This is a genomic window from Agrobacterium sp. 22-209-1, assembly GCF_053522485.1.
On the sequence record NZ_JBNWCH010000002.1, the window covers coordinates 262,170 to 282,602 of the forward strand.

The 20,433-nt window shown below is 60.0% G+C and carries 22 protein-coding genes; 14 read left to right on the plus strand and 8 right to left on the minus strand.

The window, feature by feature from the left end; all coding sequences use genetic code 11:
• Positions 1-107: 107 nt before the first annotated feature.
• Together ACQZ48_RS05550 and ACQZ48_RS05555 are read right to left on the minus strand one after the other, a co-directional pair.
• Positions 108-1,208 carry a DnaJ C-terminal domain-containing protein gene (locus ACQZ48_RS05550; protein WP_137409879.1) on the minus strand — a complete coding sequence of 367 codons (1,101 nt, stop codon included), beginning with the start codon at positions 1,206-1,208 and terminating at the stop codon, positions 108-110.
• Between the two features lie 212 nt (positions 1,209-1,420).
• Positions 1,421-1,870, minus strand: a complete 450-nt coding sequence (locus ACQZ48_RS05555; protein WP_077982819.1) for an RT0821/Lpp0805 family surface protein — start codon at positions 1,868-1,870, stop codon at positions 1,421-1,423.
• Positions 1,871-1,926: 56 nt separating this feature from the next.
• Between ACQZ48_RS05555 and pdxH the strand changes: the two genes are divergently transcribed.
• Positions 1,927-2,547, plus strand: coding sequence for a pyridoxamine 5'-phosphate oxidase (pdxH, locus tag ACQZ48_RS05560; protein ID WP_077982818.1), 621 nt, complete (start codon positions 1,927-1,929; stop codon positions 2,545-2,547).
• A gap of 29 nt (positions 2,548-2,576) precedes the next feature.
• On the opposite strand, the gene ACQZ48_RS05565 is transcribed toward pdxH, so the two are convergent.
• On the minus strand, positions 2,577-3,356 hold the full coding sequence (locus ACQZ48_RS05565) for a sulfite exporter TauE/SafE family protein (protein ID WP_162520616.1): 780 nt from the start codon (positions 3,354-3,356) through the stop codon (positions 2,577-2,579).
• A gap of 154 nt (positions 3,357-3,510) precedes the next feature.
• Between ACQZ48_RS05565 and ACQZ48_RS05570 the strand changes: the two genes are divergently transcribed.
• Complete coding sequence (locus ACQZ48_RS05570; protein ID WP_448728652.1) at positions 3,511-3,819, plus strand: pyrophosphohydrolase domain-containing protein; 309 nt, start codon at positions 3,511-3,513, stop codon at positions 3,817-3,819.
• Here ACQZ48_RS05570 and ACQZ48_RS05575 read toward each other — a convergent pair.
• From ACQZ48_RS05575 to ACQZ48_RS05590, 4 genes are all read right to left on the minus strand, one after another.
• Positions 3,808-4,482, minus strand: coding sequence for an HAD family hydrolase (locus ACQZ48_RS05575; RefSeq protein ID WP_448728653.1), 675 nt, complete (start codon positions 4,480-4,482; stop codon positions 3,808-3,810). The genes ACQZ48_RS05570 and ACQZ48_RS05575 overlap by 12 nt on opposite strands.
• Positions 4,483-4,488: 6 nt before the next feature.
• On the minus strand, positions 4,489-4,926 hold the full coding sequence (locus tag ACQZ48_RS05580; RefSeq protein WP_077982815.1) for a bleomycin resistance protein: 438 nt from the start codon (positions 4,924-4,926) through the stop codon (positions 4,489-4,491).
• A 199-nt stretch (positions 4,927-5,125) separates the two neighbouring features.
• A complete protein-coding gene (gene tldD, locus ACQZ48_RS05585; protein ID WP_443387260.1) occupies positions 5,126-6,541 on the minus strand; it encodes a metalloprotease TldD in 1,416 nt (471 codons plus the stop codon).
• 82 nt (positions 6,542-6,623) lie between these two features.
• Positions 6,624-7,148 carry an invasion associated locus B family protein gene (locus ACQZ48_RS05590; RefSeq protein ID WP_003521101.1) on the minus strand — a complete coding sequence of 175 codons (525 nt, stop codon included), beginning with the start codon at positions 7,146-7,148 and terminating at the stop codon, positions 6,624-6,626.
• Positions 7,149-7,591: 443 nt separating this feature from the next.
• Here ACQZ48_RS05590 and coxB point away from each other — a divergent pair, with 443 nt between their 5' ends.
• The 12 genes from coxB (at position 7,592) to ACQZ48_RS05650 (ending at position 17,834) form a co-directional block, all read left to right on the plus strand.
• Complete coding sequence (gene coxB, locus ACQZ48_RS05595; RefSeq protein ID WP_077982813.1) at positions 7,592-8,455, plus strand: cytochrome c oxidase subunit II; 864 nt, start codon at positions 7,592-7,594, stop codon at positions 8,453-8,455.
• Between the two features lie 16 nt (positions 8,456-8,471).
• Complete coding sequence (gene ctaD / locus ACQZ48_RS05600; protein WP_077982812.1) at positions 8,472-10,178, plus strand: cytochrome c oxidase subunit I; 1,707 nt, start codon at positions 8,472-8,474, stop codon at positions 10,176-10,178.
• A 497-nt stretch (positions 10,179-10,675) separates the two neighbouring features.
• Complete coding sequence (locus ACQZ48_RS05605) at positions 10,676-11,629, plus strand: heme o synthase (RefSeq protein WP_077982811.1); 954 nt, start codon at positions 10,676-10,678, stop codon at positions 11,627-11,629.
• Positions 11,629-11,760 (plus strand): hypothetical protein, encoded by a 132-nt coding sequence (locus ACQZ48_RS05610; RefSeq protein ID WP_077982810.1) that lies wholly within the window; start codon positions 11,629-11,631, stop codon positions 11,758-11,760. Before ACQZ48_RS05605 ends, ACQZ48_RS05610 begins: the two co-directional genes overlap by 1 nt.
• Positions 11,761-11,789: 29 nt before the next feature.
• A complete protein-coding gene (locus ACQZ48_RS05615; RefSeq protein ID WP_137409883.1) occupies positions 11,790-12,407 on the plus strand; it encodes a cytochrome c oxidase assembly protein in 618 nt (205 codons plus the stop codon).
• 61 nt (positions 12,408-12,468) lie between these two features.
• On the plus strand, positions 12,469-13,344 hold the full coding sequence (locus tag ACQZ48_RS05620; RefSeq protein ID WP_077982808.1) for a cytochrome c oxidase subunit 3: 876 nt from the start codon (positions 12,469-12,471) through the stop codon (positions 13,342-13,344).
• A 292-nt stretch (positions 13,345-13,636) separates the two neighbouring features.
• Positions 13,637-14,023: a DUF983 domain-containing protein gene (locus ACQZ48_RS05625; protein ID WP_077982807.1), complete on the plus strand. Its 387-nt coding sequence runs from the start codon at positions 13,637-13,639 to the stop codon at positions 14,021-14,023.
• A gap of 10 nt (positions 14,024-14,033) precedes the next feature.
• On the plus strand, positions 14,034-14,768 hold the full coding sequence (locus tag ACQZ48_RS05630) for an SURF1 family protein (RefSeq protein ID WP_191217134.1): 735 nt from the start codon (positions 14,034-14,036) through the stop codon (positions 14,766-14,768).
• Between the two features lie 77 nt (positions 14,769-14,845).
• Positions 14,846-15,892, plus strand: a complete 1,047-nt coding sequence (gene ispH / locus ACQZ48_RS05635; protein ID WP_448728654.1) for a 4-hydroxy-3-methylbut-2-enyl diphosphate reductase — start codon at positions 14,846-14,848, stop codon at positions 15,890-15,892.
• Positions 15,893-15,984: 92 nt separating this feature from the next.
• Entirely contained in the window at positions 15,985-16,953 is a 969-nt protein-coding gene (locus tag ACQZ48_RS05640; protein WP_448728655.1) for a homoserine kinase, read from the plus strand.
• On the plus strand, positions 16,950-17,390 hold the full coding sequence (rnhA, locus tag ACQZ48_RS05645; protein ID WP_060723001.1) for a ribonuclease HI: 441 nt from the start codon (positions 16,950-16,952) through the stop codon (positions 17,388-17,390). Before ACQZ48_RS05640 ends, rnhA begins: the two co-directional genes overlap by 4 nt.
• A gap of 135 nt (positions 17,391-17,525) precedes the next feature.
• Positions 17,526-17,834: a Dabb family protein gene (locus ACQZ48_RS05650; protein ID WP_077982804.1), complete on the plus strand. Its 309-nt coding sequence runs from the start codon at positions 17,526-17,528 to the stop codon at positions 17,832-17,834.
• Positions 17,835-17,848: 14 nt separating this feature from the next.
• Here the strand turns inward: ACQZ48_RS05650 and ACQZ48_RS05655 are convergent, their stop codons facing one another.
• Positions 17,849-20,344, minus strand: coding sequence for an autotransporter domain-containing protein (locus tag ACQZ48_RS05655; protein ID WP_448728656.1), 2,496 nt, complete (start codon positions 20,342-20,344; stop codon positions 17,849-17,851).
• Positions 20,345-20,433: the final 89 nt, after the last annotated feature.

Genomic DNA, 20,433 nt, shown 5'->3' on the forward strand with positions numbered 1-20,433 from the left:
CGGTCCTGCCTATGGCATAGGCTGCAATCCTGTTCAAGATTGCCAAAGATCATCAACTGTTAGGGAGCGTAACAAAGGGTGCGTTGTCCCGGCTATTCGCAAAACTTTCACAAATAAAGGCCTTCGCGCATGTGCCGCATCAGGTCGGTTACCTTTTCATCGGGCTTTTCCAAGAGGACGATGCGCAATTCGACGACGAGATCGCCGGAGCCGCCCTTGCCGTCGGCAAGGCCCTTGCCGGCAAGCCTCAGCACACGGTCTGAGCCGGACCAGGCCGGAATGGTGATGTTTTCTTCGCCGAGCGGTGTCTTGACTTTCGTTTCACACCCCAGAACCGCGTCGCTGAGCGATATCGGCAGGGTCGTGTGAATATCGAAGCCACGAAGGGAGAAAGCGTCCTCTCGGTCGGTCAGCAATGTCACGGCAAGATCGCCGCGCGCGATGTTGGGAAGCTTCAGCCCCTGTCCCTTCAGCCGCACCACATGTCCGTCGGTCATGCCGGGCTCGAGCTGGAACCGAACTTCCCGCTCATCGGCAAGAGAAACGGTAATCCATTTTTTCTCCAGCAGATCGGCGACCGTGACGGTGGCCTCAGCGGTGATGTCAGGCGCTTTTTCCGGAGTCGGCTGCGGCGCACGGAACCGCCGCACCAGCGCGCTGAAAAGATTGGCGGCAAGCGAGGCGGGTGACGTCTTGTCATCGCCGGTGGCGGTGGCTGCGGGTATATCGCCTTTTGCAGCGCTCGCGGCCGCCTTTGCGGCTTCCGCCGCCTGCTGCACCTTGGGATCGTTCTGGGCGTCGGCGCCAAAAATGCGCTCGACGATGTCTTCGGCGCTTTCCGGTTTGCTATCGGCTTTCTGGCCGGTCTGCGCACGGTTGCGGGCGTCCGCACGGGCCAGTTCTTCCATCAGCTTTTCGGCGGCCTTGGCGCGCTCGGCAGCCTCGCGCGCGGCTTCCCGCTGCTGCATGATGGTTTCGCCGCGCTGTTTCTTTTCGGCCGCCTTGCGGGCTTGATCGTAGAGATCGCGCTTTTTCGGGTCTTTGAGAAGATCGTAAGCCTGCCCGATCTCGGCAAAGCGCGCCGAAGCGTCGGGATCGTCGCGATTGGCGTCCGGATGGACGGTTTTCGCCTTCGTGCGCCAGGCGGCCTTGATGTCCTCGTGGCGGGCGTCACGTTTCACGCCGAGGATGGAATATGGATCGCGCATGCGAAACACCAGTTACGTTGGCTCAGGCGCGTGCTGCCGCTCATGGCGCAATCCTGAAACTAACCCCTCCGAAAAGGGATGCCCGCGATCATTCGCCAGCACGCCCTCGGTTTAATCAACGTCGACTGTTGCAATAAGTTGCTAATCACTCCTTTACGGAAGAGACGTGCCGCACCCGGGCGGGCTCTATTCCATATTTAAGGGTAAACAGATTATTTCTGCTCGAAGCGCGTCAGCAGCCATTCGCCGGTTTCCGACAGGCAGGCCTGTCCCGAATAGCTCGCCACACCCTCGAAGGAATGGCGTGTCGTCCTGAAATTGCGGCAGACGAAGCCGCTGGACTTGTCTTCGTGAATGGCGGTGACGACGCCGGCGCTGCCGGTGGCGGCATTGGCCCAGGGCAGAGGCTGGTCGGCGAGCTTGGCGAGGTCGGCCGATGTGACCGCATTGCGGATCGTCGCATCGTCCGTCTGCGGCGCATTGTTCGGCTGGTTGGGAACGGAGGCCGTGGAAAGCGAGCGGTCAACCTTGTCTCCGCCGAACAGGTCGAGGCTGACGCAGCCGCTCAGCACCGCGAGCATTGACACGACGGCGGAAACTTCCGCTATCGACGAAAGGAGGCTCTTTGTTCGACTGTTCGACTTTGCTATGACGGTCACCATCTTTCACCGGAGATCATCTCTGGCGTCCAAATCAGCTCGGGAGCATTTTATTCAATATGTCGGAAACGGGGTTAACATCCAGTGACTTCACGGAAGAAAATGAACCGTTCACGCTTTTTGCCGAATGGCTGAAGGACGCGACGGCTTCCGAAATCAACGATCCGAACGCGGTGGCGCTCGCCACCGTGGACGAAAATGGCCTGCCGAACGTGCGCATGGTGCTTCTGAAAGGCGTCGATGATCGCGGTTTCGTTTTCTATACGAATTTCGAAAGCCAGAAGGGTCAGGAGATTCTCGGCCAGAAAAAAGCGGCCATGTGCTTCCACTGGAAAAGCCTGCGGCGGCAGGTGCGTCTGCGCGGCGAGGTGGAGATCGTGAGCGACGAGGAGGCGGATATCTATTACGCCTCGCGCCCGCGCGGCAGCCGCATCGGCGCCTGGGCTTCCAAACAGTCTCGGCCGCTGGAAGGACGTTTCGCGCTGGAAAAGGCGGTGGCCGAATATACCGCCAGATATGCGATCGGCGATATTCCGCGCCCGTCCCATTGGTCCGGTTTCCGCATTCGTCCGCTCAGCATCGAATTCTGGCACGACCGCAAGTTCCGCCTGCATGATCGCATCGAATTCCGCCGCGACACCCCTGACGGTGCCTGGTCCAAGGTCCGGATGTATCCGTAACACCATCCAGGCAGGCCGTCTCGGCCTGCCTATTTCAGCAACTGGTCAAACAGCGGCAGGCCGATGACGGCGGAAATCGCGATCAGGCCGTAGCAGATGCGCCGGAACGCCGCTTCATCGGCAAGCCCGTGCAGTCGCGCACCGGCATAAAGACCGAGCCCATAAAAGGGCAGGGCCAGCAGGAAAAACACGAAGACATCGACGGTAAACAGGCCGCCAAGAAAGTAGCTGGCGATGGAAAACACCGTTGAAACCGCGAAATAAAGAATGACATTGGCGCGCACGAAAGCGCCTTTCAGCGCGCCGCCCAGCCAATAGGCGACGACGGGCGGGCCACCCAGCTGCGCGGCCCCTGAAAACAGCCCGGCCAGCAGCCCTGTAAAAAGGGTGAGCGGCGTCTTTGGCCGGCCGCTGTAACGCCAGCCGGACACCAGAAAAACAAGCAGCACCACGACCACGCCCGAGATGAGCCAGCGTAGCGTCAGTGGATCACCCTTGGAAAGCAGCATTGTGCCGACGGGCACGCCGACAAAGGCGCCGGCCGCCATGGTGAAGACTTCGCGCCGGTCCGCCATGCGAAAGGCGGGCGGTATCATGCCGAGCGTCAGCACGCCGTCCACCACCAGCAATACCGCCGAAGCGATACGCGGCCCGACGATGGCGCTGGCCAGGGGAACGAAGATGAGCGCCGCACCGAAGCCGGAAAATCCGCGCGCAAGGCCGGCAAGAAAGGCGGCACCCGCAAACATGGCGAGCAGCGCCGGGCTGTGCGCGGTGACGAGTGACGACAGGAAGTCGAGATGGGGCATGGGCGATGGCACGTTTGTTCGAATATCTTTTCTCTATCTCGCTTGCATGCGCATGTCTCGGAAATTTCCGTTCATGGCTGCATGACGCACTGACGGGTCGACGCGGTCAGAGAATCATGATTAGAGTTGTGGCGCGTGAACAAAGGATGAACAAATGTTTGCTGACATGATGCGTCGGTTTGAAGAGGCGTCGCAAAAATATGCCGCTGAAAACGGAATATTCCGCGACCCGGACTGGTACATGCTGAAGCTTCAGGAAGAGGTTGGCGAGATGACGCAGGCCTGGAACCGGCTGACGGGACGGGCACGCGTTAAGGGCAGGAGCAAAGAGGAGATGAAGCGGGATCTGGCCGACGAAACCGCCGATCTCCTCGGCCATGTGCTGTTGCTGGCCCATTATAACGGTCTCGATATTGAAGGAGCGATCGAGCGTAAGTGGCGCTTTACGCCGTCAAAATCCTGAAGGCTCCAGCTTTTCCAACATGGCCACCACCGCATGAAGGTCGCTTGCAACCGCAACGCATTTCTCCCGCATTTCCTCGGTCGGCGGCGCGACATCGGGAACCATGATCGTTATCATGCCCGCCGATGTGGCCGAGCGCACGCCGGAATAGGAATCCTCCAGCGCAAGGCAACGGCCCGGATCGAGAGAAAGCCGTCGTGCTGCGGTGAGATAGGGCATGGGCGCGGGCTTCGGCTCGGTATAATCGCCACGCGCGACGATGGTGTCGAAACGTCCAAGAAGATCGTAAGGACCAAGATGGCGCGTCACCGAATCGTGTCGCGACGAGGTGGCGATGGCACGGCGGATATCCAGCCGGTCGAGAAGATCGAGAATTTCGACGACGCCGGGTTTCAGCGCCACTCCATCCGCCATCATCAGGCCGAGATGCCGGAGCCAGGTATCACGGAAGGTCGCCATCGGAAAATCGGCGCCATAATCGGCAAAGATGGTGCCGGTGATGACATCCCAGGGGCTGCCGCAGACCTTTTGATAGGTCTCGACCTTCATGCCATGGCCGCCTTCATCCGACGCCGCCAGAAACGAATCGCGATAGAGCATCTCGCTTTCGATCAGCAATCCGTCCATGTCGAAAACCACGGCGTGCGGCAGAAAAGGCAGCATGGTCGCTCAGCCGAACCGGAAGGGACGTTCGCCAAGGCTTTCGAACGGGCGGATCAGATAGCCATCGGGATCTGCGACAATGAATTGCCGGTTGCCCACTTCGACCGTGCCGCGCCTGTACCATTTTTCCTCCAGCGGCATGACGAGGTCAATCGAGGATCGCTCCAGCCGGGAAAGAATGGGTTGCAGGGAAGGAACGGCGAGCTGCAGGTTCATGCCGCGGCCAAACGGCGTATCGAGCGAGGCATTGCCCGCCACGAAGGTCCGTGTTGCGCCGATCTGGTCGATCATCAGTTCTGCGTCGCCTAGCGCCAGATAGGTGAAACCCTCTTCGGGGCGCTCATAGACCACATGAAAACCGATCAGGTCACAATAAAAAGCGCGGCTTTTCTGCCAGTCGCTGACGGCAAGTTCAGGAACGAGGGCATTTCGTATGATGGTCATGGTCTCCTTTGCCGCGCAGGCCCGGGATGGGAGGAGGGGCCTGCCATAAGGGGTGATCTTAACGTCTTCCCGGCCGCACGCCAGAGGAAACCTCATCATGGCAGCCATGTGCGGGGTCATGGGCTGGGATGGCGACGCTATGGGTGAGGACTGTCGCGGCAGGTTCGATGTTTCCCGCAACCGACCATGCGCCGCGGAACTAGGCCTTGGTACCGCCGACGGTGATCTGATCCATGCGCAGATGCGGCTGACCGACGCCGACAGGCACCCATTGTCCGGCCTTGCCGCAATTGCCGATGCCGGTATCGAGCTTGGAATCGTTACCGATCATCGAGACGCGCTTCATCGCATCCGGCCCGTTGCCGATCAGCATCGCGCCCTTCACCGGCGCGCCGATCTTCCCGTTTTCAATGAGATAGGCCTCGGTGCAGCCGAACACGAATTTGCCGGAGGTGATATCCACCTGGCCGCCACCGAAGGAAACGGCGTAGATGCCCTTCTTGACGGAGGCGATGATCTCTTCCGGCGTTTTATCGCCCGAGAGCATGTAAGTATTTGTCATGCGCGGCATCGGCACATAGGCGTAACCCTGCCGACGGCCATTACCCGTGGGCGTCGCACCCATCAGCCGGGCGTTTTGCCGGTCCTGCATGTAACCGACCAGCCTGCCGTTCTCGATCAGCACGTTATAGCCGGAAGGTGTACCTTCATCGTCGATGGTCAGCGACCCACGCCGGCTGTCGATGGTGCCGTCATCGACGACGGTGACACCGGGTGCTGCGACCATTTCGCCCATCAGACCAGCGAAGGCAGAGGTCTTCTTGCGGTTGAAATCGCCTTCCAGACCGTGCCCCACAGCCTCATGCAGCATCACACCCGGCCAGCCGGAGCCGAGCACCACATCCATGGTACCGGCCGGTGCATCGATGGCGGTGAGGTTGACGAGCGCCTGCCGCAACGCCTCATCCGCGCCGCGCTGCCAGTTTTCCGTGGTGATGAAATCGCCAAAGCCGACGCGGCCGCCGATGCCATAGGAGCCGCTTTCCTGCCGGTCGCCTTCACCCGCCACCACCGAAATGTTGATGCGCGTCATCGGCCTGACGTCGCTGACACGGTGGCCGTCGGCGCGCAGAATATCCACCACCTGCCAGCTTGCGGAAATCGTCGCCGTCACCTGCCGAACGTTCGGATCCTTATCGCGCAGATAGGCGTCGATATCGGTGAGGAGCTTCACCTTCTCCTCGAAGCTTGGGCTGCCGATCGGATTCTCGTCGCCGTAAAGCTTCTTGTTGGTGCGCTGGGGTGCTGCGGCATAGGAGCCGGAATAACCCTTGGTCACCGCGCCCACCGCATCCGAAGCGCGCTTCAACGCGCCTTGCGAAAGCTCGCCCGCATGGGCGTAGCCCACCGTCTCACCGGCAACGGCGCGCAGGCCGAAACCTTGGTCTGTATTGAAGGAGCCGCCCTTGAGCCGGCCGTTGTCGAATGTCAGCGATTCGGCCTGGGCATGTTCGATGAAGAGCTCGCCATCGTCAGCGTCGGCGAGCGCCTCGCCGACGAGCTTGCGCAATTGCGTCTCGTCGCAATCGAAGAGTTTTACAAGATCGTCGGTCATGGGAGGCTCCAGTCATTATCGTTCAGTGACCGATTTAGGCACTGGAGCGGACGGACGCAAGGCTGTCCGGCAATGGCGGGCTTTAAGGAAGCGCGTCGTAGCCCTCGGCAAAGCCGGAAAGCTCGATCGGAATACCGACGCGATCCTGATCCACGGCTTCACGCAGCGCGAAAACCGCATTCTTGCCGGCGCGCAGAACCTTCAGCAGCTCGTCGTCAATATCCACTTCCACATAGCAGCCTTCGGAGAAGCAGCGGGTGAAATAGGCGCGGCCGATATTATTATTGTCGATATAAAGCTCCATGCCATCCTTCAAAAGCACGCCAAGCGGCGCGAGGATGCGCAGGATGCGCGACTTGCGGTCGGCTGTCTTCAGCACCACCACCGAAAGCCCCACTTCCGGGCGGTCGTCGGCGATCACGTTCTGCATCAGCGCGCATTGTTCTTCGGATGCGCCTGCCGGCTTGTCGCAGATGACCGACCATGCTCCGTGCGTCGACTTCGGCGTGCCGGGCGGCTGCTGTTGCGCCAGCGCCGCGGCAGCGGGAGCGATGATTGCAAGACCGGCGGCGGCAAGAAAAGTGCGCGCGAGCGGGGAAAGACGCATGGATACCTCTGGGATTCGAATCAGTGCGGCTATTTTGACGCCATAATCCGGAAAAAAAAGCCTAGCGACTTCAATTCCAGCGGAGTTGGGCGGAAATAGGACCTGTCTTCCGGTATGGGCGTCTGATTTGCCCGGCGCGGCATTCATTATCCGGCGATGAAACTGGCGGCAAAACCGGCTGTGACAAGGGGCTTTGTCGCAACTGGGCTGTTTGAAACCGCGTTCGGTCGGCCCGGTGAGGTGCAGGGTGAGAGAAAGTCGCTGCGGATTGACCAATGGCAAAATTGGGGCGCATCCGTGTCCCGACGCATATTGCGGCAGAGGACAAACTGTGGTTTGAAGTTAGTAACATAAGCATGGATTCTGCGTCTGTGATTGATCTGGATCAGACGCGTGAGGGAGAGGGTACCGTGACGAATAGGATTTACGCAGCACTGGCGGGGATGACCTGTCTGCTCACGGCTGTCGGCGCCCACGCCGATCAGCCGGTGCATTGGCAAATGGGCATGCAGGAGGCCGCCACGCCGATCATGCACGAAATACGCTGGTTTGAACAATATACGCTCTGGTTCATTGTTCCGGTTACACTTTTCGTTCTCGCGCTGCTCATCGTCGTCGCCCTGAAATTCCGCGCCGCGAAAAATCCGGTGCCTTCCAAAACCAGCCATAACACGGCGATCGAAGTGGTCTGGACGCTGGCGCCGGTGCTCATTCTCCTGTTCCTTGCTTTCCCCTCGTTCAATCTCTTGAACGCGCAGCTGACGCAGCCGGAAAACCCCGACGTGACGCTGAAGGCGACCGCCACGCAATGGCTGTGGAGCTATGAATATACGGCCGCCGAAGGTGCGGAACCCCTTTCCTTCGACAGCTACTTGCTGAAGGATGAGGATCGCGCCGCCGCCGGCAAGGAGGACAAGGCCCGCTATCCGCGACTTCTGGCGGTAGACAATGAAATGGTCGTTCCGGTCGGCAAGACCGTTCGCCTGCTCGTTACCGCCGCGCCGACGGATGTGATCCATTCCTTCGCCATGCCGGCTTTCGGCGTCAAGATCGACGCCGTTCCCGGCCGCCTGAACGAAACCTGGTTCAAGGCGGAAAAAGAGGGCCTTTATTATGGGCAGTGTTCCGAGCTTTGCGGCAAGGACCATGCCTTCATGCCTATCGCCATTCGGGTGGTTTCCGAACAGCAGTACAACACCTGGCTCTCCGCCGCCGCTTCTGACCTGAACGGTGCGAACCGGGCGTTGATGGCCTCGGTCGATGGCGCTCCGCGCACGCTCGACGTCGCCGCCAACGAAACCAACTGACTCTGGAGTGAGGACAATGGCTGGACCTTCCGCACACGACGATCATCACTCGCATGGTCATTCCGCACACGCTCATGATGATCATTCGCATGATGCGCATCATTCCCATACGCCGGGCTTCTTCGCCCGCTGGTTCCTGTCGACCAACCACAAGGACATCGGCACGCTTTACCTGATCTTCGCGATCATCGCCGGCATCGTCGGCGGCGGGCTTTCCGTGGTCATGCGCATGGAGCTTCAAGAGCCGGGTATCCAGATCTTCCACGGTCTGGCGTCCATGGTCTACGGCTTCGAGGGTGACGCCGCCATCGACGGCGGCAAGCATATGTTCAACGTGTTCACCACCGCGCATGCGCTGATCATGATCTTCTTCATGGTCATGCCGGCGCTCATCGGCGGTTTCGCCAACTGGATGATCCCGATCATGATCGGCGCTCCGGACATGGCTTTCCCGCGCCTGAACAACATTTCCTTCTGGCTGATCGTTCCTGCTTTCATCCTTCTCATTCTCTCGCTCTTCGTCGAGGGTCCTGCGGGCGCCTACGGCGTCGGCGGCGGCTGGACCATGTATCCGCCTCTGTCGACCAACGGCATGCCGGGACCGGCGGTGGATCTGGCGATTTTCGCGCTGCACGTTTCAGGCGCGTCGTCGATTCTCGGTGCGATCAACTTCATCACCACCATCCTTAACATGCGCGCCCCGGGCATGACGCTGCACAAGATGCCGCTCTTTGCCTGGTCGGTTCTGGTCACCGCATTCCTGCTGCTGCTTTCGCTGCCGGTTCTGGCAGGCGGCATCACCATGCTTCTGACCGACCGCAACTTCGGCACGGCATTCTTCTCGCCGGAAGGCGGCGGTGACCCGATCCTTTACCAGCACCTGTTCTGGTTCTTCGGCCATCCGGAAGTCTACATCCTGATCCTGCCGGGCTTCGGCATCATCAGCCACATCGTGTCCACCTTCTCCAAGAAGCCGGTCTTCGGTTACCTCGGCATGGCCTATGCCATGGTCGCCATCGGCGCCGTCGGCTTCATTGTCTGGGCCCACCACATGTACACGGTCGGCCTTTCGCTCGAAGCGCAGCGCTACTTCGTTTTCGCCACCATGGTCATCGCGGTACCGACGGGTATCAAGATCTTCTCGTGGATCGCGACCATGTGGGGCGGTTCGCTGACCTTCTCGACCCCGATGGTCTGGGCGATCGGCTTCATCTTCCTGTTCACGGTCGGCGGCGTCACCGGCGTCCAGCTCGCCAATGCCGGTCTCGACCGTTCGCTGCACGACACCTATTACGTGGTGGCGCATTTCCATTACGTTCTGTCGCTCGGCGCCGTCTTTGCGATCTTCGCCGGCTGGTATTACTGGTTCCCGAAAATCACCGGCTACATGTATAGCGAGTTCCTCGGCAAGCTGCATTTCTGGGTCATGTTCGTGGGCGTGAACCTCGTGTTCTTCCCGCAGCACTTCCTCGGTCTTGCCGGCATGCCGCGCCGCTATATCGATTATCCCGATGCCTATGCCGGCTGGAACATGGTATCGTCCTACGGTTCCTACATCTCGGCCGTCGGCGTGCTGATCTTCCTCTTCTGCGTATGGGAAGCCTTCGCCAAGAAGCGGATCGCCGGCAACAACCCCTGGGGTGAAGGTGCGACGACGCTCGAATGGCAGCTGTCTTCGCCGCCGCCCTACCACCAGTGGGAACAGCTGCCGCGCATTCGCTGATGCGCGGGCCGGAAGGCGCGGGCAGGGTTCGCGAATTCCGGACGCTCAGAACGAGGAACGGTGCGGCCTTGGCCAGCGCCGTTCCCTTGGAGCATTTCCAGGAAAAGTGGAACCCGGTTTTCCGTCCGGAAATGCCTCGAAACAAAGAGTTGGAGTGCTTTCGTGTTTCGAAGAAACGCGAAAAAGCTCTAGGCAGGCAATGCCCGCTGCCGCGTGACATTTTGTCCAAGCGAAGCATATCGTCCGACATGATACATGCCCCGGACGTGATAAATGCCAAGTCTGGCGTTTATGTATGAGCAGCGCAGACGAATGGCGGGATGGGCGCGGTCACAGGCCGGGCAAATGAATGGTATCGGTTCTTCCGGATATCGCCCATGCCGGGACGTTCGGGCCAATGAATTGACGCATCGCGCATGCCGGAAATCACATTCGTTTTTCGGGCTGGTGCAGGGGATGTCGCGACAGGCGGCACCTGAAGGAAAACAGGACAGGAAATGAGCATTATCGACAATCGCGACATGCTGGGCGTGAAGGGCTCCGAACTTTCGGAAGCCGGCGCGCGCGATTATTTCGAATTGCTGAAGCCGCGCGTCATGTCGCTCGTAGTCTTCACGGCCTTTGCCGGCCTCGTGCTGGCGCCGGGTGAAATCAATCCCATCCTCGGCATCATCGCCATTCTCTGTATCGCCGTTGGCGCCGGTGCATCCGGCGCGCTCAACATGTGGTACGATGCCGATATCGATGCCGTGATGAGCCGCACCGCCAGACGGCCGATCCCGTCCGGCCGCATCGCGCCGCGCGAGGCGCTGGCCTTCGGACTGACGCTCTCGGCCTTTTCGGTGGTCATCCTCGGCCTTGCGGTCAACTGGTTCTCGGCCGGTCTGCTCGCTTTCACCATCTTCTTTTACGCCGTCGTCTATACGATGTGGCTGAAACGCTCGACGCCGCAGAACATCGTCATCGGCGGCGCCGCCGGCGCTTTCCCGCCCATGCTTGGCTGGGCCTGCGTCACCGGCGGCGTTTCGCTGGACAGCATCATCCTGTTCCTCATCATCTTCCTTTGGACACCGGCGCATTTCTGGGCGCTGGCGCTGTTCAAGATGCGTGATTACGGCGCCGTCGGTATTCCGATGATGCCGAACGTGGCCGGCGAACGCTCGACTAAGAACCAGATGATCGTTTATGCGGTGCTGACCGCGGCGGCGGCCGTCGCGCCTTATTTCACGGGTCTGGCGAGCGCCGGCTACGGCATTTTCGCCGCCGTCCTGAGCGCCATCTTCATTTACTGTTCGCTCGATGTCCGTCGCATGCCTGAAGGCGACGAGAAGATGCTGCCGGCTAAGAAGATGTTCGCCTACTCGGTGCTTTACCTTTTTGCGATTTTTTCCGGCCTTCTGGCCGATCATTTCGCGCCGGCCCTGAAGGCCGCCATGTCGGGAGTCCTGTGATGGAAACGGTGGAACTAAGCACGGCGCAGAAAAAATCGAGACGCGGGCGCAACATCGCTCTCGGCGTCCTGCTCGCCGGTCTGGTGGTGCTGTTCTATATCATCACCATCATCAAGATCGGCTCGCATTGATGCGCTGATTGAGGGGAGAGGAGGAGGACATGGCGAATATGGAAGCGCAGACAGCAGAAACCGGCAGACAGAAGGTGAGCAATCGCTCTATCCTCGTGCTTTGTCTCGTGTTCTTCTGCGCCATGATCGGCATGGCCTATGCCGCCGTGCCGCTTTATACGCTGTTTTGCCGTGTCACCGGCTATAACGGCACCACCCAGCGCGTCGAGCAATATTCCGACGTCATCCTTGATAAGACCATCAACGTGACCTTCGACGCCAACACCTCGAACGGCCTCAATTGGGATTTCCAGCCGATCGACAGGAAGGTCTCGCCGAAGATCGGTGAAACGGTGCAGGTCATGTTCAAGGCGACGAACCGCTCATCCGTGGCGACCACGGGCACGGCCGTCTTCAATGTCACACCGATGGAAGCGGGCGCCTATTTCAACAAGGTGGAGTGCTTCTGCTTCACCGAAACGACGCTGCAGCCGGGTGAAACGCTGGAGATGCCGGTGGTTTTCTTCGTCGATCCTGACATCGCCACGGCGCGCGAAACCAAGAGCATTCATACTTTAACGCTGTCCTATACGTTTTATCCGGCGAAAACCGAAAAACCGGTTGCGTCCTTGCCGGTAAAGACTTCATCTGGCGAAAGTAAATTGTGAGAGGAGATCTGGCCTTTTATCCGAGGCCGGATCAGGGAAGAGACATTCGGGGATTGTCGCAATGGCAGATACGCATCAGAAGAACCACGACTACCACATTATCGATCCAAGCCCCTGGCCGCTTCTGGCCTCGATCGGCGCCTTCATCCTGACATTCGGTGGCGTCTGTTACATGCGTTACCTGTCGGGCGGCTCTTTCAAGCTGTTCGGCGCGGAACTGGCCAATCCCTGGCTGTTCTATATCGGCCTCGTCATCGTGCTTTACACCATGTACGCATGGTGGTCCGACACGATCAAGGAAGCCCATGAGGGCAGCCACACCCGCGTCGTCTCGCTTCACCTGCGTTACGGCATGATCATGTTCATCGCCTCGGAGGTGATGTTCTTCGTGGCGTGGTTCTGGGCCTATTTCGATGCCAGCCTCTTCCCGCACGAGGCCATCCAGGCGTCGCGCCTCGAATATACCGGAGGGCAATGGCCGCCCAAGGGCATCGAGGTGATCGATCCCTGGCACCTGCCGCTCTACAATACCGTCATCCTGCTTTTGTCGGGCACCTGCGTCACCTGGGCGCACCATGCCCTGCTGCACAATGACCGCAAGGGCCTGATCAGCGGTCTGCTGCTCACCGTCGCGCTCGGCGTCCTGTTCTCCACCGTGCAGGTTTACGAATACATGCACGCGCCGTTCGACTTCAAGAATTCGATCTATGGCGCGACCTTCTTCATGGCCACCGGTTTCCACGGTTTCCACGTCTTTGTCGGCACGGTTTTCCTGCTGGTCTGCCTGTTCCGCGCCATTGGCGGCGGTTTCACACCCAAGCAGCATTTCGGCTTCGAAGCGGCTGCCTGGTACTGGCATTTCGTTGACGTCGTCTGGCTGTTCCTGTTCTTCGCCATCTATATCTGGGGTGGCTGGGGCGCGCCGCTGCACGGCTGATTGGATCGGATAGAGTCTCGCCCCAAGCAGGGCATGGCTTGTCGAGCGAGCGGGTCTCACTTGTTTCTTCTCCCCGCCGGGGAGAAGTCCGCAGCAGCGGGACGAGGGGGGCAAGGGTAGAGATTGACCGATAGCTAGCCCCCTCATCCGACCCTTCGGGCCACCTTCTCCCCGGCGGGGAGAAGAAATACGAGGCACCGTCGAGCAACAAACAAGTGCCCGGGTTTTGAGGCAAGCTTCCAAGAGACTCGACGTCACCCTCGGGCTTTGGCCAACTTCGCAGGAGGTCATCATGTCTGAACCATCAAACGGCAACTTCGCGCCGGTGGACCCTATCAAGGTGGGCTTGAAGGGCTGCTGCCCGCGTTGCGGAAACGGCCGGCTGTTCGATGGCTTTCTGACCCTAAAACCCGCCTGCAGCGCCTGCGGACTGGATTACGGTTTTGCCGATGCAGGCGATGGCCCGGCGGTTTTCGTCATGCTGATCGTCGGTTTTCTGGTCGTTGGGCTGGCGCTCTGGTTCGATCAGCGTTTTTCGCCCCCCGTTTGGGTGCATATCCTGCTGTGGTTGCCGTTTACGGTGATTGTCTCCCTGGTGCTGCTGCGCAAACTCAAGGGCATCATGATCGCGCTGCAATACCGTAACAATGCAAGCGAAGGCAGGCTTGATCGTGAATGACGTTTCCCACATGAAGGCGGCGGAAAGGCGGGTCTGGTTCGCTGCGCCGCTGGTGCTGCTGGCGCTTGCCATTCTTCTCGGGCTCGGCACGTGGCAGGTGAAGCGTCTCTACTGGAAAGAGGCGCTGATTGCCGATATCGAGGAGCGGCGGAGCGCGAGCCCGGTGCCGCTCTCCGACATAGAGGCGATCGCGAAAAGCGGCGGCGATATCGAATACCGCACGGTCAGACTTTCCGGCACCTTCGATCACGCCCGCGAGCGACATTTCTTCGCCACCCATCAGGGGCGAACCGGATATTACATCTATACGCCGCTGACGCTTGCCGATGGCCGCATTCTCTTTGTCAATCGCGGCTTCGTGCCCTTTGAGATGAAGGAACCGTCAAAACGGCCCGACGGGCAGGTTGCCGGTGAGGTGACGATAACGGGGCTTTCGCGCGCGCCGCTGGTTGCAAAACCGTCCTCGATGCTGCCTGATAACGATATCGCCAAGAACATTTTCTACTGGAAGGATCTGGCGGCCATGGCCTCCAGCGCCGATATCCCGCCCGAGCGGCTGGTCAACCTCTTCGTGGATGCTGACAGCGCGCCTAATCCGGGCGGTTGGCCGCAGGGCGGCGTGACGCTGATAGATTTGCCCAACAATCACCTGCAATATGCGATAACGTGGTATGGGTTGGCGGCGGCCCTTGTCATCGTCGCCGGTTTTGCCTATTTCCGGAACGGCAAGGCGCAGGGTGAATAAAGCGCAGCCCGCCCGGTAAGGCAGCTTGTCGGGCAAGGCCATGACGTACGGCCCAAGGAACAGGCCAAGGAGCTGGAATGAACATCGCCGTTTCCAAACCCCCTTTGACGATAAGGCTGTGCGGACCGCGCGGCTTTTGCGCGGGCGTGGACCGGGCGATCCAGATCGTCGTGCTGGCGCTGAAGGCCTATGGCGCGCCGGTCTATGTTCGCCACGAAATCGTGCATAACCGCTATGTGGTGGAAGGGCTGGAAGCCAAGGGCGCGGTTTTCGTCGAGGAATTGCATGAAATTCCCGCCGAGCATCGCGAGCAGCCGGTGGTTTTCTCTGCCCATGGCGTGCCGAAATCCGTGCCGGAAGATGCGCAGGCGCGCAACCTGTTTTATCTCGATGCGACGTGCCCGCTGGTCTCCAAGGTCCACAAGCAGGCCATGCGCCACCAGCGGCTTGGCCGCCATGTGGTGCTGATCGGCCATGCCGGCCACCCCGAGGTCATCGGCACCATGGGCCAGCTTCCCGAAGGCGCTGTCTCGCTCATCGAGACGGTGGAAGATGCGGACCGCTACGAGCCACTGGACCGCGAAAATCTCGGCTTCGTCACCCAGACGACACTTTCGGTCGATGACACGGCCGGCGTCATCGCCAAGCTGCAGGAACGTTTCCCGGCCATGCAGGCACCCGCCGCCGACAGCATCTGTTACGCAACCACCAACCGTCAGGACGCGGTGAAACAGGCGGCCCCCGGCTGCGATCTCTTCATCGTCGTCGGCGCCCCCAATTCCTCCAATTCAAAGCGGCTTGTGGAAGTGGCGCTGCGGGCCGGTGCCAAGCGTTCCGTGCTGGTGCAGCGGGCTTCGGAAATCGACTGGAATGAAATCGGCGATATCCGCACCGTCGGCCTTTCGGCCGGCGCATCCGCACCGGAGGTCATCGTCGATGAGATCATCGAAGCCTTCAAGGCGCGCTTCGATACGACGCTCGATCTCGCCGTGACGGTTGAGGAAACGGAACATTTCCTCGTCAATCGCGAGCTGCGCAGCATTGAGCTGACGACGGACGACATGGCTTTCGTGAACGGCAACGCCAATGATGCGCTGCCGCCGAAAACCGCCGCCAGTATCTGAAGCGGGATGGCGCGGAATGCGGGCGGTTTCCGTCTCTCCTGCGTCACCTCCTCTCGAGATTTCCACTCCATCCTTCATCAAGAGATTTGAAATTGGCAGTTTATACGGACATCACCGAAGATGATCTGAGGAATTTCCTCACGCAATATGACGTCGGCAGCCTCACCTCCTATAAGGGCATTGCCGAAGGCGTCGAAAACTCCAATTTCCTGCTGCATACCACCAAGGACCCGCTGATTCTCACGCTTTATGAAAAACGCGTGGAGAAATCCGATTTGCCCTTCTTCCTTGGCCTCATGCAGCATCTGGCCGCCAAAGGCCTGTCCTGCCCCCTGCCGCTGCCGCGCAAGGATGGAGAGTTGCTGGGAGAGCTGTCGGGCCGGCCGGCGGCGCTCATCTCCTTTCTCGAGGGCATGTGGCTGAGAAAGCCGGAAGCGAAACATTGCCGCGAAGTCGGCAAGGCGCTGGCCGCCATGCATCTTGCCGGCGAGGGGTTCGAGATCAAGCGGCCGAACGCGCTCTCCGTCGAAGGCTGGAAGGTGCTGTGGGACAAGTCCGAAGCGCGCGCCGACGAGGTGGAGAAGGGCCTGAAGGATGAGATCCGTCCTGAGATCGATTATCTCGCGGCCCATTGGCCGAAAGATTTGCCGGCTGGCGTCATCCATGCGGATCTGTTCCAGGACAATGTGTTTTTCCTCGGTGACGAACTCTCCGGCCTGATCGACTTTTATTTCGCCTGCAACGACCTGCTCGCTTATGATGTGTCGATCTGCCTCAACGCCTGGTGCTTCGAAAAGGATGGCGCTTACAACGTCACCAAAGGCAAGGCGTTGCTGGAAGGTTACCGGTGGGTGCGGCCGCTCAGCGAAGCAGAGCTAGAGGCGCTGCCGCTTCTGGCGCGCGGTTCGGCGCTGCGTTTCTTCCTCACCCGCCTTTATGACTGGCTGACGACGCCGGAGGGCGCGCTGGTGGTCAAGAAGGACCCGCTGGAATATCTGCGCAAGCTGCGGTTCCACCGTTCCATCGCCACTGTCGCCGAATATGGGCTGGCGGGCGAATGAAGCACGTCGATATTTTCACCGATGGCGCCTGCTCCGGCAATCCCGGTCCGGGCGGCTGGGGTGCGGTGCTGCGCTACGGCGAGGTAGAGAAGGAACTCTCTGGCGGCGAGGCGGAAACCACCAACAACCGCATGGAGCTGATGGCGGCGATTTCGGCGCTCAATGCGCTGAAAAGCCCCTGCGAGGTCGATCTTTATACCGACAGTGCCTATGTGAAAGATGGCATCACCAAGTGGATTTTCGGCTGGAAAAAAAAGGGCTGGAAAACCGCCGATAACAAGCCGGTCAAGAATGTCGAGCTATGGCAAGCGCTGGAGGCGGCGCAGGAACGTCACAAGGTCACCCTGCATTGGGTAAAGGGCCATGCCGGTCACCCGGAAAACGAGCGCGCCGACGAGTTGGCGCGAAAGGGCATGGAGCCCTTCAAACGCCGGTAACGCAGGCCTGCTCTATTTCGGGCCGGGTAAATCCGCGCCAGCGGCCCTTTTATCGGGGGTTGTGAAAACCGAAACCCGACCTATCTTGTCGTCAAGGGGCGCTCCGTTAGCGCCCAACGGAGGAGAGAAATCCGGATGATCCTGCATTGTGTATTTCTACGCTTCAAGGCTGCAACGGCCTCTTCTGAGAAACAGGCGATATTCGAGGCGATTGCCGCCCTGAAGGATGTGATACCCGGCATCATCGATGTGAAATACGGCCAGAATGTCTCGCCCGAAGGCTTGAATGGCGGTTTCGTCGATGGCTTTATCGTCACCCTGGAAAGCCCCGAGGCCCGCGACGACTATCTCGCCCATCCGCAGCATCTCGAAGTGGGGGAACGTTTGGTGTCGCTGACCGATGGTGGCCTTGCCGGGCTTCTGGTGTTCGACATGAATGTCTAAAGCCAGGCGGCCCGTCAGAAAGTTATTTTCCAACCGGTGCGAACCCACAGGTCTGGATCGCCGCCCTCGCTGGTGACGTTGAGGTTCAGCGACGCTGTGCCGCCCGCCACATCGAATTCCGCGCCAATGCCGCCGCGTAACCAGAAGCGGTCGATATCTCGTCCGGAAAAGGAAAACCCCATCAGCCCGTCAATGGCGCCCGTGGTCGTTGCCGTCTTCTTTTCCAGCCGATAGACCGCCTCGGCGCGTGCCATGATGCGGATTGAGTCGCTGAGATCAGTTACCCCATCGAGACCGGCGCGAATGATGGTGGATTGCTCGCCGCTCGCATCAAAAAGCGCTGGGAACGCGCCACCGGTTTCCGCATAGGCGCCCATCTCGGCTTTGGCATAGGTCGCCCCTGCATAAGGCGTTAGCTTCCATCCGCCGATTGAGAACGCATCCAGCCAGTCGAAGCGTAGTTTCGCCGCCCAGACATTGAGATCGGTTTCGCCCCGCGAATAATCCATCGCGCCGCCATTGAGGTAGCCGCGTTCGATCGACATCCTGCCGGGTGCATAATAGCCGCCAACGGTGGCGTAGAGGCCGCCAGCGAGCGGCATGCTGATTTCGGGTGCGATGTAGAAGCCCCTGTGAATGAAGTCACCGCCGGTGTTTATATCGCGCTGGTCGTAGAGGCCGCCGAAGGCGATGCGCGCGGTTGCATCACCTTCAAGCCCGATGCCATAGCCGATATCGGCAACACCGAAACCGCCAGCCGTGTCGCGACCGTCGTTGTGCCCAACATCGCTGACGATGGAAAAAGATTGCCGGCCCGGCTCCAGAAGGCTGCGCATCGGCGCACCATGAGCACCGTCGAGAACGGTATTGGCAATGTCGAGGCCAATACCGGCATTCGGCCTGGCTGCCAGCGTCCGGGCATATTGATCGAGATCGATGATACCGGAACGCGCGGGAAGGACGGAATGGCCAGTCTTGGCGGCGGAATCGGGTGGGGAAACAGAAGGTGCAGAAGGTGCAGCAGATGCAGCAGATGCAGAAGGTGCAGCAGATGCAGAAGGTGCAGCAGATGCAGGCGCTGCCAAAGATGTCGCGGTTGTGGGAGATGTGGACGCATTGGAAGAGCCGGAGGGCTGGGCGGACGTTGACGACGTAGATGGCGTAGATGGCGTTGACGACGTTGACGACGTTGACGACGTAGATGACGTAGGTGACGTAGACGATGGAGAGGAGGCGCCGGACGATGTCGAAGGAGTAGTCGAGGTGCCCGACTCGCCGGTGAGATTGATTCCCCGCGGTTGTCTGCCGCTACTCCCTGAATCTGTAGATGTTACCGTATCCACGTCACTCAGATTGGTGCGCGGTTCCATCGTGCCGGTGTCCGCAAGCACGATACGGGCGATGTAAGGCGTGTTGTTTTTCGTCTGGCCGACAATGATATTGCCGTCGGCGCTGACGCCGGTGGCATTGTGGGTGAAATCGGCAACGACGGTGACGCCGTTGCCGCGCAGCCAGTCCTCGACGGAAACCATGCCTGTCGCCTCCGTCCAGCGGAAGCCGCGCTGCCGGCTGCCGGCCTGCGAAGCGCCGACGATGACGGAGCCGTCGGCGTTCATGGCATAGGGGCTGGAACCGCCGCTGCTGCCAATCGCGCCGAGGGGCTGCATGACGCCGGTGGTTGCGTTCCAGCGGAAGCCGCGCCATTCGTCCACGGAAATTATATCGCTTCCGAACGAAAAATCGTCCCGGGAAAATGGGAAAGACGATGAGGTATAGCCGTCGCTCATCCTGTCTTCCAATTCATCGAAAGGGGTATCAACGACGAATCTCGACTCTCCTGCGACAAGAGAACCATCGGCGCTGACGGCGACGGCACGGGCGTCGAATGAGCCAGGCAGGGTTCCCATGTCGTGTGCGACGCCGGTTGCCGCAGTCCAGCGGAAAGCATGGGTGCCGATCGCCGTATAATACTGGCCAACGATGACTGAACCGTCAGCATTGACGGCATGGGCAACGGATGAAACCGTATAAGGGGGCATGTCGAGCGCGGTCATGGCGCCTGTCGCCGCCGACCAGCGGAACGCTTTCTGCGTCTCGTTTGCCCCCGACCCGCCGACAACAACGGAACCGTCATCACTGACGTCCCTCGCGGTGGATTGGCGGTCCCCACCGAGTGCGCCGAGGTTCCACGCTCCCGTTGACGCGCTCCAGCGAAAAGCATGGCCGCTGCTCAGGGTGCCGATAAAGACCGAACCATCGGCATTCACCTTTTCGGCGCGGCCTCGGCTTGTACCGGTCATGTCGTTGACATAGAACAGGCCGCCGCTCGCGGTATCCCAGCGGAAAGAGCGTGGTCCGCTGCTGGTACTGGAGTATCCAACCGCGATAGACCCATTGGCGCTGATGTCGCTGACCGTGAAACTTCCAGTTTCACTCAGCCGGCGCACATAGGGATAATCCTCGGGATCGCCGGCATTTGCCGTCTGGCTCCATCCGGCTGCGATCAGCATTGCGATCATACCGGAAAGATATCGCGAAAGATCGATTGCGCTGGTCGGACAGGATCGGGCCCCACTTTGTGCAAATGCCCTCAAGTGGG

Excerpts from the sequence above, each read along its gene's own strand:
- tldD (WP_443387260.1), bottom strand. The coding sequence starts at position 6,541 with ATGACCGACGATCTTGTAAAACTCTTCGATTGCGACGAGACGCAATTG.
- ACQZ48_RS05625 (WP_077982807.1), top strand. The coding sequence starts at position 13,637 with ATGTCTGAACCATCAAACGGCAACTTCGCGCCGGTGGACCCTATCAAG.
- rnhA (WP_060723001.1), top strand. The coding sequence starts at position 16,950 with ATGAAGCACGTCGATATTTTCACCGATGGCGCCTGCTCCGGCAATCCC.
- ACQZ48_RS05650 (WP_077982804.1), top strand. The coding sequence starts at position 17,526 with ATGATCCTGCATTGTGTATTTCTACGCTTCAAGGCTGCAACGGCCTCT.
- ACQZ48_RS05615 (WP_137409883.1), top strand. The coding sequence starts at position 11,790 with ATGGCGAATATGGAAGCGCAGACAGCAGAAACCGGCAGACAGAAGGTG.
- ACQZ48_RS05575 (WP_448728653.1), bottom strand. The coding sequence starts at position 4,482 with ATGCTGCCTTTTCTGCCGCACGCCGTGGTTTTCGACATGGACGGATTG.
- ACQZ48_RS05610 (WP_077982810.1), top strand. The coding sequence starts at position 11,629 with ATGGAAACGGTGGAACTAAGCACGGCGCAGAAAAAATCGAGACGCGGG.
- ACQZ48_RS05570 (WP_448728652.1), top strand. The coding sequence starts at position 3,511 with ATGTTTGCTGACATGATGCGTCGGTTTGAAGAGGCGTCGCAAAAATAT.
- ACQZ48_RS05580 (WP_077982815.1), bottom strand. The coding sequence starts at position 4,926 with ATGACCATCATACGAAATGCCCTCGTTCCTGAACTTGCCGTCAGCGAC.
- ACQZ48_RS05655 (WP_448728656.1), bottom strand. The coding sequence starts at position 20,344 with ATGCTGATCGCAGCCGGATGGAGCCAGACGGCAAATGCCGGCGATCCC.
- ACQZ48_RS05590 (WP_003521101.1), bottom strand. The coding sequence starts at position 7,148 with ATGCGTCTTTCCCCGCTCGCGCGCACTTTTCTTGCCGCCGCCGGTCTT.
- ACQZ48_RS05605 (WP_077982811.1), top strand. The coding sequence starts at position 10,676 with ATGAGCATTATCGACAATCGCGACATGCTGGGCGTGAAGGGCTCCGAA.
- ACQZ48_RS05630 (WP_191217134.1), top strand. The coding sequence starts at position 14,034 with ATGAAGGCGGCGGAAAGGCGGGTCTGGTTCGCTGCGCCGCTGGTGCTG.
- coxB (WP_077982813.1), top strand. The coding sequence starts at position 7,592 with ATGACCTGTCTGCTCACGGCTGTCGGCGCCCACGCCGATCAGCCGGTG.
- ACQZ48_RS05550 (WP_137409879.1), bottom strand. The coding sequence starts at position 1,208 with ATGCGCGATCCATATTCCATCCTCGGCGTGAAACGTGACGCCCGCCAC.
- ACQZ48_RS05620 (WP_077982808.1), top strand. The coding sequence starts at position 12,469 with ATGGCAGATACGCATCAGAAGAACCACGACTACCACATTATCGATCCA.
- ispH (WP_448728654.1), top strand. The coding sequence starts at position 14,846 with ATGAACATCGCCGTTTCCAAACCCCCTTTGACGATAAGGCTGTGCGGA.
- ACQZ48_RS05555 (WP_077982819.1), bottom strand. The coding sequence starts at position 1,870 with ATGGTGACCGTCATAGCAAAGTCGAACAGTCGAACAAAGAGCCTCCTT.
- pdxH (WP_077982818.1), top strand. The coding sequence starts at position 1,927 with ATGTCGGAAACGGGGTTAACATCCAGTGACTTCACGGAAGAAAATGAA.
- ctaD (WP_077982812.1), top strand. The coding sequence starts at position 8,472 with ATGGCTGGACCTTCCGCACACGACGATCATCACTCGCATGGTCATTCC.
- ACQZ48_RS05565 (WP_162520616.1), bottom strand. The coding sequence starts at position 3,356 with ATGCCCCATCTCGACTTCCTGTCGTCACTCGTCACCGCGCACAGCCCG.